The organism is Janthinobacterium sp. FT14W (genome assembly GCF_009208755.1).
GTDB lineage: Bacteria > Pseudomonadota > Gammaproteobacteria > Burkholderiales > Burkholderiaceae_D > Janthinobacterium > Janthinobacterium violaceinigrum.
In genome coordinates this window covers 57432-72258 of record NZ_WFLL01000032.1, presented here as the reverse complement: position 1 = coordinate 72258, position 14827 = coordinate 57432, and the positions used below count along the sequence as shown (strand labels likewise).

The window sequence follows — 14827 nt, the reverse complement described above, 5'->3', positions numbered from 1 at the left end:
CGCGCCAGCCGGGCGCCGCCAGCGCCGCATCGGGCCCCAGCCGGCCCGTGGTGTCGCGCAGCATCTGCAGGTGGCCGCTGGCGGACACGGGCTTTCCGCTGGCCGGCAGCACCAGGGGCGCCGGCGCGGCAAGTGCAATCTGGGGAAACAGGGCGGTAAACAACAGGCAAATGGCGAGCAGGATTTTCATGGCGAGGCAGCTTACCACGGCCGGCGGGCCAGTCAGAAAGACAACTTCCCGGCCCCACGGCGATCGGTTATCCTTGCGCCATGTTGAACCTCATCCTGCTTGAAGACGAAGCCGTGCTGCGCCACGAGTTGACCGAGTTTCTCGGCGATTGCGGCTACCGCGTCAGCGCCGTGGCCGACCTGGCCGCCTTCCACGCCTGCTACGCGCCAACCGTGCACCGCATTGCCATCATCGACCTGGGCTTGCCCGATGGCGAAGGCATGGTGCTGGTGCGCGCCTTGCGCGCGCAGGGACAGCCGATCGGCATCGTCGTGTTTACGGCGCGCGGGGCCACGCAGGACAAGGTCAACGGACTGGGCGGTGGTGCCGATTACTACCTGCCCAAGAGCGCCGACCTCGATGAGCTGGCCGCCACCCTGGGCGCGCTGGCCCGGCGCCTCGATGCGCCGTCGCCTGCCGCCGCGCCGCCCTCCACGGCCTGGGTGCTGGAACTGGGACCGCGCCGCCTCTTGCCGCCCGGCTGCGGTGCCATTGCGCTGTCGCAACAGGACGTCACCGTGCTGCACGCGCTGATGGCCGAGCCGGAACGCATCGTCAGCCGCCAGCAGATCGTGCAATCGCTGGGCGAGGATTTTCTCACTTACGACCAGCGCCGCCTCGACACCCAGATCAGCCGTTTGCGCCGCAAGGCCGAACAGGCGGCGGGCCTGGCCTTGCCCATCAATACCGCCCGCAATGCCGGCTACCGCTTCTATGCCGACGCGGAAGTGCGCCCCTGAACGGCCCGGCTGCCGCTGCTGAGCAGCTGTGGATAAGCCTGTCGATAAGTGGTCTGGCAACTTGTTGGCAAGCTGTGCGCAAGCGGTGTACAAGCAGTGTGCAAGTTTCGCTGTGGATACTTTTTCTTGCCTGTCTGTCGCTCTTCATGAACGGTGCAGCGCCTGCCTTGGCCATCGCGTGCCAGTCCAGGCGTGTTTCCTGCCGCGTCTTGTCCTGCTGCCCTTGCCTGCTTGCGTGTTGCCTGTGCAGGCGCTTGTGTATAAGTGTGTGCATAAGAGCCGCATAAGCGGTGGAAAAGCACGGTATAAAGCTGTGGGCAAGCGGTGGGTAAGTTAAATCGAAGAAATCACACGGCGATGCGCGTCTCGAATTTGCTGCGGAACGTGGAAAAATAGCTTTTCACGTTGCGCACATTCGCGTGCGCGGCAAACAGGCGGTGCGCCAGCGCGTGGTAGGCAGGCATGTCGGCCACCTGCACCATCAGCACGAAGTCGGGGCCGGGCGAGACGCGGTAGCATTGCAGCACGGCTGTTTCCATCGCCACGAGCTGCTCGAATTCCGCCATGCGTTCCGCCGCCTGCACGTCGAGCGTGATTTCCACGATGGCCGTCAGGCGCGCGCCCACCAGTTGCGGCGCGACGATGGCCACCTGCCGTTCGATGACGCCGCTATCGGTCAAATGCTTGACGCGCCGCAAGCACGTGGGGGCCGAAACGTGCACCGAGCGCGCCAGCTCACTGTTGGTTTGCGATGCATCAACTTGCAAGGCATTCAGGATGCGACGATCGATCTCGTCCAGGGTAATGTTGCTATCGCTCATGATTATGAAGAATTGGAAAATAATTCAATTCTAAATGAAATAATATTTCACTGTAAAATAGTGATGAAATATTCAGTCAAAAATTCTATGATTTAGAAAGCATATTTCATACGCTCTGCATTAGCATGCATGCATTGATTAAATTTTAGACAGAGGTTTCCATGTGCGGCATCGTCGGCGCGGTAGCGCAACGTAATATCACTCCCATCCTGCTCGAAGGCTTGAAGCGCCTGGAATACCGCGGCTACGATTCCTGCGGCATCGCCCTGCATGCGGATGGCCGTTTGCAGCGTTCGCGCTCCACCGCGCGCGTGGCCGAGCTGGAAAAGCAGATTGCCGAAGAAGGCTTGAGCGGCTTTACGGGCATCGCCCACACGCGCTGGGCCACGCATGGCGCCCCTGTCTCGTTCAATGCCCACCCGCACTTTTCCCCAACGGAAGAGAACGCCCGCGTGGCGCTGGTGCATAACGGCATCATCGAAAACCATGACGAACTGCGCGCCGAACTGACGGCCCTCGGCTATGTCTTCCAGAGCCAGACGGACACGGAAGTGATCGCCCACCTGGTCGAGCACATGTACAACGGCGACCTGTTTGAAACCGTGCAGCAGGCCGTCAAACGCCTGGACGGCGCGTATGCGATTGCCGTCTTCTGCCGCGACGAGCCGCACCGCGTGGTGGCCGCGCGCCAGGGCTCGCCCCTGATCGTCGGCCTGGGCAATGGTGAAAACTTCGTCGCGTCGGACGCCATGGCCCTGGCCGGCACGACGGACCAGATCATCTACCTGGAAGAAGGCGACGTGGTCGACCTGCAACTGTCGCGCTGCTGGATCGTCGACGTCGATGGCAAGCCCGTCGAGCGCGAAGTGAAAACCGTGCATGCGCACACGGGCGCGGCCGAGCTGGGCCCGTACCGCCACTACATGCAGAAGGAAATCTTTGAACAGCCGCGCGCCATCGGCGACACGCTCGAAGGCGTGACGGGTATCATGCCGGAACTGTTCGGCGACAATGCCTATGCCATCTTCAAGCAGATCGACCGCGTGCTGATCCTTGCCTGCGGCACCAGCTCGTATGCGGGCATGACGGCCAAGTACTGGATCGAAGCGATCGCCAAGGTGCCCGTCAGCGTGGAAGTGGCCAGCGAATACCGCTACCGCGACAGCGTGCCGCACCCGAACACCCTGGTGGTGACGATTTCGCAAAGCGGCGAAACGGCCGACACCCTGGCCGCGCTGAAACATGCGCGCAGCCTGGGCATGCAGCACACCTTGACCATCTGCAATGTGGCCACCAGCGCCATGGTGCGCGAGTGCGCGCTGGCCTACATCACGCGCGCCGGCGTGGAAGTGGGCGTGGCTTCGACCAAGGCGTTTACGACGCAGCTGGCGGGCCTGTTCCTGCTGACCCTGTGCCTGGCGCAAGTCAATGGCCGCCTGGACGAAGCACAGGAAGCGGCGCACCTGAAAGCCATGCGCCACCTGCCCGTCGCCATCGCGTCCGTGCTGGCGCTGGAGCCGCAGATCATCGCCTGGTCCGAGGAGTTCGCGCGCAAGGAAAACGCCCTCTTCCTGGGCCGCGGCATGCACTACCCGATCGCCCTGGAAGGCGCCTTGAAACTGAAGGAAATTTCGTACATTCACGCCGAAGCGTATCCGGCCGGCGAACTGAAGCATGGCCCGCTGGCCCTGGTGACGAATGAAATGCCCGTCGTCACCATCGCGCCAAACGATGCGCTGATCGAAAAGCTGAAATCGAACATGCAGGAAGTGCGCGCCCGCGGCGGCCAGCTGTACGTCTTCGCCGACGTCGATTCCCGCATCAGCTCCGGCGAAGGCCTGCACGTGATCCGCCTGCCCGAGCACTACGGCGACCTGTCGCCCATCCTGCACGTGGTCGCGCTGCAATTGCTGGCCTATCACACGGCCCTGGCGCGCGGCACGGATGTGGACAAGCCACGCAATCTGGCCAAGTCGGTGACGGTGGAGTAAGCCGCCTGGATGTGGCCTGTCGCTGGCGGCGCACTGCCGCCGGCGAGGCGGCCGTCATCCAGAAGCCGGGTGGGTGCGGGAACGGTACTGCTCTATCCACTTCACGGACTGGGCGATGCCGCCAAAGGGAAAGAAATGCAGGCTGACCTTGCCATGTGCTGCGGTCAGCCCGGCGGCAAGGCGCTCGACAAACAGGTCCGGCCCCGCCGTGCCGAACAGCTTGCCGATGGACACGCCGTATTTGGACCACATCGACGCGCAGGCGCTTACGCCGCACAAGGCCGCATAGCGGGCCAGCACCGCGATGCTGGCGGGGCCCGGCACGCCCACGCGCACGGGATGGTCCATGCCGCGTTCGCGCAGCGCTTTCAACCACGTCAGCACGATGTCGGCATCAAAGGCAAACTGCGTGACGATCAAGGGCGTCATGCCGCGCTGCGCGATGCTGCGGCACTTGCGTTCAAGCACATTCCACTGATCGGCCGTACTCATGACCGGATGGCCTTCCGGGTGGCCCCCCACGCCGATCACCTTGATGCCCGCGCGCTCGAACACGCCTGTGTCGATCAGCGCGGCACTGTCGGAAAACGGCCCCAGCGGGGTGGATGGGTCGCCGGCGATGACGAAGCAGCGCTCGACGCCCGCCTCCGCCACGGCGCGCTGGACGAACGACTCAAACTCGGCGAGCGAGGCGATACGGCGCGCGGAAAAGTGCGGCATGGGCTCGAAGCCGAGCTTGCGCACGGCCCGCACGGCGGCCAGTCGCGCAGCGTTGTCCTCGCGCGGCAGGTAGGGAATGGCAATCGTTGACCCGGGCACGATGCGGGGTGCCGCTGCGCTCAACGCGGGCATGTCCTTCGCGCTGACTTCCAGCGAGTAGGCGTGCGTGATGTTGCCAGCGGGCCTGGGCTGAGCGGGATGCATCAACGGTTTCACCTTATTCGTTGTCTTGCGCGATGGCGACGGCAGGCTGGCGGGCCAGTGCGATGAAGGCCCGCACGTAGTCGATGGCGGTGTCCGTTTCGCGCGCCCCCAGGAAGATCTGCTTGGCCACGCCATGCACGCCCAGCCGCACAGGCACCACGTCCATCTTGAGCGCGTATTCCTCGACCAGCCAGCGCGGCAGGGCGGCCACGCCGCGGCCGCTGGCCACCATCTGCAGCATGATGTCGGTGGTTTCGATGGCTTTGTGGCGCTTGGGCGTGACACCGGCCGGCAAGAGGAACTGGTTATAGATGTCCAGGCGCTCGATGTCCACGGGGTAGCTGATGAGCACTTCCTGCGTCAGTTGCCGGGGCTGCACATAGGCGGCCGACGCCAGGGCATGGCCCTTGGCCACGACGAGCACCTGCTCGTAGTCGAACACGGGTTCGAATGTCAGCCCCGGCTTGTACAGCGGGTCGGGCGTGACCAGCAGGTCGATTTCGTAGCCGAAGAGCGCGCCGATCCCGCCGAACTGGAACTTCTGCTTGACGTCCACGTCCACGTCGGGCCATGCGGTCAGATAGGGCGACACCACCTTCAGCAGCCACTGGTAGCACGGGTGGCATTCCATGCCGATGCGCAGCGCACCGCGCTCGCCCTGCGCGAACTGGCCCAGGCGTTCTTCGGCCAGGTCCAGCTGCGGCAGCACCCGGTTCGCCACCGCCAGCAAGTACTGGCCGGCCTGCGTCAGGCGCAGGTTGCGCCCTTCGCGCAGCCAGACGTCGGTGCCCAGTTGCTGCTCCAGCTTTTTCATGCTGTGGCTCAGGGCCGACTGGGTCAGGTGCAGCACGCCGGCGGCGGCCGTCAAGGACCCCTGTTTTTCGACCTGCTGGACGATGCTGAGGTGGATGCGTTCAAGCATTGAGATGAGCCATGTTCATGGATGTATGAAATAAGACCATTATACTTCATCGATCCCCGCCGCTATCATCGATCCCCTTGCTGCCGGCATTTGTCGGCCCTCGCGCATCCATCCATATGAAAGCAAACATGACACGTCCACTGCGTTTAGTAGCGGTTTCCGGCGGGCTGCAACGCCCGTCCAAGGCTGCGGCCCTGGCAGGGCACCTGCTGGACCTGATCGCCGACGCCGTTCCGTGCGAGCAGCGCCTGGTCGAACTGGGCCAGCTCGCACCGCAGCTGGCCGGCGCGACCTGGCGATCGCAACTGCCCCATACGGTGGAGCGGGAACTTGCGGCGGTCGAGCAGGCGGACATCCTGGTGGTGGCAACCCCGGTCTTCCGCGGCTCCTACACGGGGCTGTTCAAGCATTTCTTCGATTTTATTGACCAGGATGCCCTGATCGACAAGCCCGTCCTGTTGGCCGCCACCGGCGGCAGCGAGCGCCATGCGCTGATGATCGACCACCAGTTGCGGCCGCTGTTCAGCTTTTTCCAGGCACGCACCTTGCCGCTGGGCGTGTACGCGACCGACAAGGATTTCGCCGACTATCGCCTGCAGAACGAGGCCCTGATCCAGCGGGCCGCACTGGCGGTCCAGCGGGCATTGCCGCTGGTCGAATTGACGCGCCATGCGCGGCCTGCCGCCGCCAACGAAGCGGTCGCGGCCTGATACGCAGACCAGAACTTTTTAAAACACTGAATCGGCCATCATTAGATTCAGATTTTTTCGCAGACATCGGGACAGCAGATCACCATGAGCAAAGACTTTACATTCAGCATCAAGAGCATTGTTTTCGATGAAAACTATCATCCATCGGACAATACGCGCCTGACGACCAACTTTGCCAATCTGGCCCGGGGAAAGAGCCGCCAGGAGAACTTGCGCAAAACCCTGAAAATGATCGACAGCCGCTTCAACAGCCTGGCGCATTGGGATAACCCGACGGCGGACCGCTATGCTGTCGAGCTCGAAATCATTTCCGTCGAGTTGAATGTCGACGTGCAAGGCAGCAATATCCCATTGATCGAGATATTGAAGCCGACCGTTATCGACAAAAAAACCAACGAACGCATTGATGGCATTGCAGGCAATAACTTCTCCTCTTACGTGCGCGATTACGACTTCAGCGTCGTGCTGCCAGAGCACAACAATGATAAATCCACCTTCGGCGTTCCGGAGAATTTCGGCGACTTTCATGGCAAGCTGTTCAAACACTTTGTCCAATCCAATGCTTACAAGGAGCGCTTCAGCAAGCCGCCCGTCATCTGCATCAGCGCCTCGAGCAGCAAGATCTATCATCGGACGGAAAATCATCACCCGATACTGGGCGTGGAGTATCAGCAGAATGAATTTTCCTCGACCGATCAATATTTCGAAAAAATGGGCTTGCAGGTGCGCTATTTCATGCCGCCAAACAGCTTGGCCCCGTTGGCCTTTTATTTTGTCGGCGACCTGCTTGGCGACTACACGAATCTGGAGCTGATCGGCACCATCAGCACGATGGAGACATTCCAGAAGATTTACCGGCCCGAAATCTACAATGCCAATTCGGCGGCGGGGAAGTTGTATCAGCCCAGCCTGAAGAACCAGGATTACTCGCTGACGCAAATTGTGTATGACCGGGAAGAGCGCAGCCAGCTGGCTGTCAAGCAGGGCAAATATACAGAAGAGCACTTCATCAAGCCATACAAAAATATTCTTGAACAATGGGCTGCGACCACGCTCTCTCATTAACCTCAATACACGAAATCATTGATCATGAAAAAATTATTGCCTACTTCGACCGCCGGCAGCCTGCCCAAACCTTCCTGGCTGGCACAGCCTGAAAAGCTGTGGTCGCCCTGGAAATTACAAGACGAGGAACTGGTTGAGGGAAAACAGGATGCGTTGCGTCTGTCGCTGCAGGAGCAGCAGCAGGCAGGCATCGATATCGTCAGCGACGGCGAGCAAACCCGTCAGCATTTTGTCACCACGTTTATCGAGCATCTGAGCGGCGTGGATTTTGAAAAACGCGAGACCGTCAGAATCCGCGACCGCTACGATGCGAGCGTGCCGACCGTCGTCGGCGCCGTGAGCCGCCCCAAGCCCGTGTTTGTCGAAGACGCCCGGTTTTTACGCCAGCAAACCACGCAGCCCATCAAATGGGCGCTGCCAGGCCCGATGACGATGATCGATACGCTGTATGACAGCCACTACAAGAGCCGCGAAAAACTGGCCTGGGAATTCGCCAAGATCCTCAATCAGGAGGCCCGGGAATTGGAGGCTGCCGGCGTCGACATCATCCAGTTTGACGAACCCGCATTCAATGTTTTCTTTGATGAGGTGAATGATTGGGGGATTGCCACCCTGGAGCGGGCGATCGAAGGGCTCAAGTGCGAAACGGCCGTCCATATCTGCTATGGCTACGGCATCAAGGCCAATACGGACTGGAAAAATACGCTGGGGTCCGAGTGGCGTCAATACGAAGAGTCGTTCCCCAAGCTGCAGCAATCGAGTATCGACATCATCTCGCTGGAATGCCAGAACTCGCGTGTTCCCATGGACCTGATTGAACTCATCCGCGGCAAAAAAGTGATGGTCGGCGCCATCGACGTGGCCTCCAATGCCATTGAAACGCCGGAGGAAGTGGCCAGCACCCTGCGCAAAGCGCTGCAGTTTGTCGATGCCGACAAGCTCTATCCGAGCACCAACTGCGGCATGGCGCCCCTGGCGCGCCGGGTCGCCAGAGGCAAACTGCATGCGCTCAGTGCCGGCGCAGAAATCATCCGCAGAGAAATCTCGTAACAGGCTGGGGAAGTGCCGGACAGCCGAGTTTTGCCTTGCCGCACTGAGCGGCATGGTGTGCCACTGTATTGACCTGCATACGGTCGCGTAACAGGACGCAGCCTATGCTGCATGACGCCACAGACACCGGCAGGTGTCTGTGGCGTTTTTAATGCGGCCTTAGAACTCTTCCCAGTCGGCCGAGGCCGTTGCTGCGGGCGCGGCTTTCCTGACAGCCGGCACACGCAGGGCGATGGCGCGCCGGCGCGGTGCTGTGGTCGCGGTGACTGGCGGTTTGTTTGCCGGTGCGCCGGCATCGAGCTTGAAGGCGCTCACCACCTGCGCCAGGGTAGCCGCCTGCTCCTGCATGGCCGCCGCCGCGGCCGCCGATTCTTCCACCAGGGCCGCGTTTTGCTGGGTGACGTTGTCCATCTCGCTGATGGCCTGGTTGATTTGCTCGATGCCCGCCGTCTGTTCCGCGCTGGCCGAGGTGATCTCCTCCATGATGTCGGTGACGCGGCGCACGCTGTCGACCAGGTCGCTCATGGTGCTGCCCGCTTGGTGCACGAGCTCGCTGCCGGCCGCCACGGTTTGGGTCGAGTCGTCGATCAGGGTCTTGATTTCCTTGGCCGCAGCGGCCGAGCGGTGCGCCAGGCTGCGCACTTCCGTGGCCACCACGGCAAAGCCGCGGCCCTGTTCGCCCGCGCGCGCCGCTTCCACGGCCGCGTTCAAGGCAAGAATATTCGTCTGGAAAGCGATGCCGTCGATGACGCCGATGATGTCGGCGATCTTGTTCGACGAGGCGTCGATCTGCCGCATGGTCGCCACCACTTGCGCGATGACGGCGCCGCCGCGCTGCGCCACGCCCGAGGCCGTGTCGGCCAGCACGTGCGCCTGGCGCGCATTGTCGGCATTTTGTTTGACGGTCGACGTCAGCTCTTCCATCGAGGACGCCGTCTCTTCCAGCGAGCTGGCTTGCTGCTCCGTGCGCGCAGACAGGTCCAGGCTGCCCGCCGCCACTTCGGACGAGGCCGAGGCGATCGTTTCCGTGCCGGCGCGCACGGTACCCACCGTTTGCGCCAGGTTGTCGTTCATGCGCTTGAGCGCCTGCAACAGCTGTCCCATTTCATCGCGCGCATGCACGCTGATCTGGCTGCGCAAATCGCCTGCGGCTACCGTGTTGGCCAGCTGCAGCGCCGTGGCGACGGGACCGGTGATGGAGCGCGTGATGCCATATGCCAAGGCCGCCGCGATGGCCAGCGCGGCCAGCGACATGCCGATCAGCAAGGCGCGCGTGTTCGCATAGGTGGCATTGGCGTTGTCGCCCGCCGCGTTGGCCAGGGTGTTTTGCAAACTGATCTGTTCAGCGATCAATTGCTTGTAGACAAGCAATACGGGGCGCAGCTGGCCGTACAGGTAGGCGCTGCTATCGTCCGGCGTACCGCTCCTGATCAGTTCCAGCAGCACTTCCTGCCCCTGCGCATAGCGCGTGTTGGCATCGTTCATCTTGGCCAGCAAGGCGCGTTCGCGCTCTGAATCGAGCATGGGGTCGAGCTTGCCGAGATTGCCGGCCGCCGCCTGGCGCGCGGCCAGGATGGCGTCGGTCTGCTTGCGCTGGTCGGCGGGATCGGCGCTGAGCATCATGTTGCGCAGGGCAATGGCGATGTCGTTGATGTTGGCCGACACGCTGTTGGCGAGCTCGATCTTGGGCATGCTGTCATGCACGATATGGCCGGTGCCCTGGTTGATCTTGCCCAGCATGGCGATGCCCAGGCAGGAAATGAGGATCAGCATGGCGCCGATGGCGCCAAAGCCTGTGGCGAGGCGCGTGCCGATGGTCAGGTGGGATAAAAACTTCATGGCGGTCTCAATACGGAGGGAATGGTGAAAAGGTCGGCGGCGTGCAGATGGGTGCCGCGCCGCCAAGCGGAGGACGATCCTAGACCTTTTCATGTGACATTTCCATAGGGCAATGTGCCTAGACGCCCTCGGCGCGCACCTTAGATCCGCCCATCTGGCGGGTTGGCGCCGTTTTCAGCTATATTGACTGGCCATACGCCGGGACGGCGCCATCCGCGCGGTGCCGCCACCGTCGCCGTTGCACCGGATGCGGCCGCTCACGACACCACCTTGTTTTCAGACAGCACTCATTTTTCCAGCCATAGGTCCGCATGACTTCTTTCCGCCTCCGCTTTTCCCCCTTCCTGCTGCCGCTGCTAGTGACCCTGCTGCTGGCGTGCGCGCTATCGGCGCCGCCGGCCTGGTCCCAGCCCGTCGATGACGCGGCCACGGCCGACCAGCGCCTCGATGGCTTGCGCAGGCAGATCACGACCATCCAGAAGGCGCTCGATGGCGAGGCCGATCTGGATGACGCAACTTTGTCGCAGATGCGGGCCGATGCGCTGGCCGCCAGTGCCGAGGCGGACAAGGTGGCCGAGTCGCTCGCGCCCACCCTGGCCAGCGTGCAGGCGCGGCTGGCCGAGCTGGGCAAGCCGGCAACGGGAGTCAAGGATGCGCCGGACGTGGCGGCGCAGCGCAGCCAGCTGGACCGCACCAGCAGCGCCCTCGATGCGCAGGTGAAGCTGGCGCGCCTGCTGGCCGTGGAAGCGACGCAGGCGTCGGAACAGGTGTCGACGGCGCGCCGCGCGCAGCTGCAGGCGCGCCTGGGCGAGCGCACGGCCTCGATTTTGGCCGGTTCTTTCTGGAAACAGCTGCATGCCGAATTGCCGCAGAATCTGCAGCGCCTGCGGGCGCTGGAGCTGGAGCTGGCGAATGCGGCAAGCGCCACGCCATGGTCGGCCTGGGGCGGCTTGCTGGCCGGTATCGTGCTGGTGATCGGCGCCGGCGTCTGGGCGTCGCGCTATCTGCTGGTGATCACGGCCACGCGCGTGCCGCATGGCCGTTTGCGCCGCTCGCTGCATGCGCTGGCCGTGCTGGTGCTGGCGCTGGCCACGCCGGGGCTGGTGGCGGAATTGCTGGCCATGGGCTTGCGCTGGGATGGCGGCCTGTCGGACAAAACCTCGACTTTCCTCAGCAGCTTGATCGGCATCATCTGTTTTGCCGGTTTTACGGCGGGCCTGGGCCATGCGCTGCTGTCGCCCTGGCGCGTGTCGTGGCGTCTGCTGCCCCTGCCCGATGCGCTGGCGCACCGCTTGCGCCATTTTCCCTCGATGTTTTCCTTCATCGTCGTGCTCGTGTGGGCCACGGAGCGCGTCACCATCGTCATCAATGCGGGCCTGTCGACGGCCGTGGCCGTCAATTGCATCGTCGCCCTGGTGATGAGCACGACCATCGCCTGCGGCCTGATGCGCGCCGAGCGCTGCTGGCGCCAGTTGCGCGAGGCCGATCCCGCCACCCTGGTCACGCCCCTGTGGCTGCGCTGCGTCACGGTGCTGCTGTGGCTGGCGCTGGCGTCGAGCGTCATCAGCTTGCTGGTCGGCTATGTGGCGTTCGGCAGTTTTATCGCCAAGCAAATCGCCTGGGTCATCGTGGTGGTGGGCAGCACCTATCTGCTGACGGTGCTGGTCGATGACATCTGCATGCTGCTGGCCTCCGCGCCGCCGCCGCCGGACGCGGCCCACCCCGTGCTGGCCACGCCCAAGGCGCGCGACCAGGCGGCCGTGCTGCTGTCGGGCATTGGCCGCGCCATCGTCGTGCTGCTGGCCCTGATGCTGCTGCTGGCGCCGTTCGGCGAAGGTCCGGGCGAACTGTTCCAGCGGGTGGGCAAGCTGCAGGATGGCCTGGCCATCGGCGAAGTGGCGATCCGCCCTGCCGCGCTGATCCAGGCCCTGCTGGTGCTGGTCGTGGGCTTTGTTGCGCTGGGCCTGTTCAAGCGCTGGCTGCAAAACAGTTATTTGCCGACCACCAATCTCGATACAGGCATGCAAGTGTCGTTCATCACCCTGTTCGGCTATATCGGCGGGGTGCTGGCCGTGGCGCTGGCCCTGTCGGCGGCCGGCATCGGCCTGGAACGCATCGCGTGGGTGGCGTCGGCCTTGTCGGTGGGGATCGGTTTCGGCTTGCAGGCGGTGGTGCAGAACTTCGTCTCCGGCCTGATTCTACTGGCCGAGCGCCCCGTCAAGGTGGGCGATTGGGTGTCCCTGGGCGGCGTGGAAGGCGACATCCGCCGCATCAATGTGCGCGCCACGGAAATTCAGCTGGGAGACCGTTCCACGGTGATCGTGCCGAACTCGGAATTCATCACGAAGACGGTGCGCAACGTGACGCTGGCCAATCCGCTGGGCCTGGTGCAAGTCAAGCTGCCGTTGCCGCTGGGCACGGACGCGCAGGCGGCGCGCGCGCTGATCCTGTCCACCTTTGTCGACAATCCCGACGTGCTCGATACGCCGGCGCCCAGCGTGCAGCTCGATGGCATCGACAATGGCTATCTGCTGTTCAACGCCACGGGCTTTGCCGCGTCGCCGCGCCTGAGCTCGGGCATCCGCAGCGCCCTGCTGTTCGAGCTGCTCAAGCGCCTGGACGCGGCGCATATCGCCATCGCCAAGCCCAGCACGATGGTGCTGAGCACGCTGCCGGCCCAGCCGGAGACGCCGGCGATGTCGGCCGTGGCGGCGGCACCCGCAGCGTCACCCGCGGCGTCACCGGCGCCCGTGCCGCCGCTGACGAGCTAATCAGCGGACCGTCGACCACAGCAGCGCCGCCAGGTACAGGCCGATGCCGAACGCCGTGTGGGCCATCAGGCTGCGCAGGCGGGCGGCGTTCGGATGGGGCGTCTTGCTGGCGGCCAGGCCGGCTCCCATGCCCGGCTGCAAGATGCAAAACGGCGCGGCCACGCTCAGCACGCCCGCCAGCAGGGCCGGCACCAGGGTCGGCTGCCGCACCCATTCCTGCCCCGCCAGCGCCAGCAGCACGGCCGCAAACAGCACGCCGACCGCATAGTGAAACGTCCAGCCCACGATCGCTTCATCGCGCACGGGCGCCGCCTGGGCGATGCTGGCGTGGCTGAAGGTGCCGCGCGGCAAATGACCGAGCCAGCGCCCCACCATCGCAAAGTTCAACGAGGGCAGGCACCAGAAGCGCTTTAACGCCACCGCCCACACATCCATCACCGCCGTCGCGCCCACGCCGATCGCCAGCGCATCGAGCCAGAGTATGTGCATTGTTGCTCCTAACATTCAATTGATTGCTTGAATGTTATAAGGGTGCTAGCATCGTGTCAATGAAAAATGCCGATATCGAATTTCTGACCGGTTCCGCCGGCTTTGCCCATATTTTAGGCAGCGCGCCGCGCCTGCGCCTGCTCGAGCAGGTCGCGCAGGGCGAGTTTGCGGTGGAACAACTGGTGGAGTTGACGGGCCTGTCCGTGGCCAATACCTCGCAGCATTTGCAGCAGTTGCGGCGCGCCGGATTCGTGCAGGCGCGGCGCGACGGCAAGCGCGTGCTGTACCGGCTGGGCAGCGGCCCCATCGTGCAATTGCTGGCCGCATTGGAACTGTATGCGCAGCATCAGCGCAGCGAGTTGCAGGCGCTGAGCCGGGGCGACCACGTGGAAGCCATCACGGGCGACGAGTTGCTGGCGCGCATGCAGGAAGCCAGCATCACCGTGCTCGACGTTCGGCCCGCGCAGGAATTTGCGGCCGGCCACTTGCCCGGCGCGATCAATATTCCTGCCGACGACTTGCAGCGCCGCCTGGGCGAATTGCCGGCGAATGCAGAAATTGCCGCCTACTGCCGCGGCCCGTATTGCGTGCTGTCCGTGCAGGCGGTGGCGGCGCTGCGCCAGCATGGCTTGCATGCGCGCCGTCTCGGCAGCGGCTACGACGATTGGCTGGCGGCTGGCTTGCCTGTCGTCAAGGCAGCGTGATGGCCATCCCCAACAGCAAGCAGGAACTGGTCGACGCCATCAACGGCACGTATGCGAAGTTGATGCAGGAATTCGCGCGCGTGCCGCCCGCACTGGCGCGCGCCCCCGTGCTGGAAGGGCAAGTGGCGGGCACGCGCATGAGCGTGTGCGACCTGCTCGCCTACCTGGTGGGCTGGAACGAGCTGGTCTTGCACTGGCACGCGCAGCTGCGCGACGGTCAACGCATCGAGGACATCGCCTTTCCCGCCGAAGGTTTCACGTGGAACGCTCTGGGAAAACTGGCGCAGCGCTTCTATGCGGACTATGCTGAACTGGGCATGGACGACTTGCTGCAGCGCCTGGAGCAGGCCAAAAACCAGCTGCTGGCGCTGATCGACAGCCATGACGACGCGCAGCTGTATGGCCAGCCCTGGTACACGCATTACACGATGGGACGCATGATCCAGTTCAATACGGCGTCGCCGTATGCAAATGCGCGCACGCGTTTGCGGGCCTGGCTCAAGACCTTGTAGCGGCCAGTTCGGCGGGCTTGCACGATTGCATCAGTACGCTGAGAAAATTTTTCAGGCAGG

14 protein-coding genes are annotated in these 14827 nt (G+C 63.5%); 8 read left to right on the top strand and 6 right to left on the bottom strand.

Annotation, left to right across the window (positions count from 1 at the left end; genetic code table 11):
* The coding region (locus GCN74_RS20185) for a hypothetical protein (protein ID WP_152258320.1) at nt 1-190 on the bottom strand (190 nt) is incomplete at its 3' end.
* Nucleotides 191-270: 80 nt separating this feature from the next.
* Here GCN74_RS20185 and GCN74_RS20180 point away from each other — a divergent pair.
* A complete protein-coding gene (locus GCN74_RS20180; protein WP_152258319.1) occupies nt 271-969 on the top strand; it encodes a response regulator transcription factor in 699 nt (232 codons plus the stop codon).
* Between the two features lie 347 nt (nt 970-1316).
* On the opposite strand, the gene GCN74_RS20175 is transcribed toward GCN74_RS20180, so the two are convergent.
* The gene (locus GCN74_RS20175; protein WP_152258318.1) at nt 1317-1790 is read right to left on the bottom strand and encodes an Lrp/AsnC family transcriptional regulator; all 474 of its coding nucleotides are present in this window, start codon (nt 1788-1790) and stop codon (nt 1317-1319) included.
* Nucleotides 1791-1951: 161 nt separating this feature from the next.
* Between GCN74_RS20175 and glmS the strand changes: the two genes are divergently transcribed.
* Nucleotides 1952-3781, top strand: coding sequence for a glutamine--fructose-6-phosphate transaminase (isomerizing) (gene glmS, locus GCN74_RS20170; RefSeq protein WP_152258317.1), 1830 nt, complete (start codon nt 1952-1954; stop codon nt 3779-3781).
* Between the two features lie 54 nt (nt 3782-3835).
* Here the strand turns inward: glmS and GCN74_RS20165 are convergent, their stop codons facing one another.
* Nucleotides 3836-4705 carry a methylenetetrahydrofolate reductase gene (locus GCN74_RS20165; protein WP_152258316.1) on the bottom strand — a complete coding sequence of 290 codons (870 nt, stop codon included), beginning with the start codon at nt 4703-4705 and terminating at the stop codon, nt 3836-3838.
* A 13-nt stretch (nt 4706-4718) separates the two neighbouring features.
* Nucleotides 4719-5627 (bottom strand): LysR family transcriptional regulator, encoded by a 909-nt coding sequence (locus GCN74_RS20160; RefSeq protein ID WP_152258315.1) that lies wholly within the window; start codon nt 5625-5627, stop codon nt 4719-4721.
* Between the two features lie 128 nt (nt 5628-5755).
* Here GCN74_RS20160 and msuE point away from each other — a divergent pair, with 128 nt between their 5' ends.
* The 3 genes from msuE to GCN74_RS20145 all read left to right on the top strand — a co-directional run bounded on the left by msuE (nt 5756) and on the right by GCN74_RS20145 (nt 8452).
* A complete protein-coding gene (msuE, locus tag GCN74_RS20155; protein ID WP_152258314.1) occupies nt 5756-6337 on the top strand; it encodes an FMN reductase in 582 nt (193 codons plus the stop codon).
* Between the two features lie 84 nt (nt 6338-6421).
* Nucleotides 6422-7402: a DUF1852 domain-containing protein gene (locus GCN74_RS20150; RefSeq protein WP_152258313.1), complete on the top strand. Its 981-nt coding sequence runs from the start codon at nt 6422-6424 to the stop codon at nt 7400-7402.
* Between the two features lie 24 nt (nt 7403-7426).
* The gene (locus GCN74_RS20145; RefSeq protein ID WP_152258312.1) at nt 7427-8452 is read left to right on the top strand and encodes a methionine synthase; all 1026 of its coding nucleotides are present in this window, start codon (nt 7427-7429) and stop codon (nt 8450-8452) included.
* Between the two features lie 159 nt (nt 8453-8611).
* Here GCN74_RS20145 and GCN74_RS29370 read toward each other — a convergent pair whose 3' ends face one another.
* Complete coding sequence (locus tag GCN74_RS29370) at nt 8612-10291, bottom strand: methyl-accepting chemotaxis protein (protein WP_152258311.1); 1680 nt, start codon at nt 10289-10291, stop codon at nt 8612-8614.
* Between the two features lie 311 nt (nt 10292-10602).
* Here GCN74_RS29370 and GCN74_RS20135 point away from each other — a divergent pair, with 311 nt between their 5' ends.
* Complete coding sequence (locus GCN74_RS20135) at nt 10603-13062, top strand: DUF3772 domain-containing protein (RefSeq protein ID WP_152258310.1); 2460 nt, start codon at nt 10603-10605, stop codon at nt 13060-13062.
* Here GCN74_RS20135 and GCN74_RS20130 read toward each other — a convergent pair whose 3' ends face one another.
* Nucleotides 13063-13551, bottom strand: a complete 489-nt coding sequence (locus GCN74_RS20130; protein WP_152258309.1) for a DUF2938 domain-containing protein — start codon at nt 13549-13551, stop codon at nt 13063-13065.
* 59 nt (nt 13552-13610) lie between these two features.
* On the opposite strand from GCN74_RS20130, the gene GCN74_RS20125 reads away from it, so the two are divergent.
* Together GCN74_RS20125 and GCN74_RS20120 are read left to right on the top strand one after the other, a co-directional pair.
* The gene (locus GCN74_RS20125) at nt 13611-14255 is read left to right on the top strand and encodes an ArsR/SmtB family transcription factor (protein ID WP_152258308.1); all 645 of its coding nucleotides are present in this window, start codon (nt 13611-13613) and stop codon (nt 14253-14255) included.
* Entirely contained in the window at nt 14255-14767 is a 513-nt protein-coding gene (locus GCN74_RS20120) for a ClbS/DfsB family four-helix bundle protein (RefSeq protein ID WP_152258307.1), read from the top strand. Before GCN74_RS20125 ends, GCN74_RS20120 begins: the two co-directional genes overlap by 1 nt.
* The last annotated feature ends 60 nt before the right edge of the window (nt 14768-14827 follow it).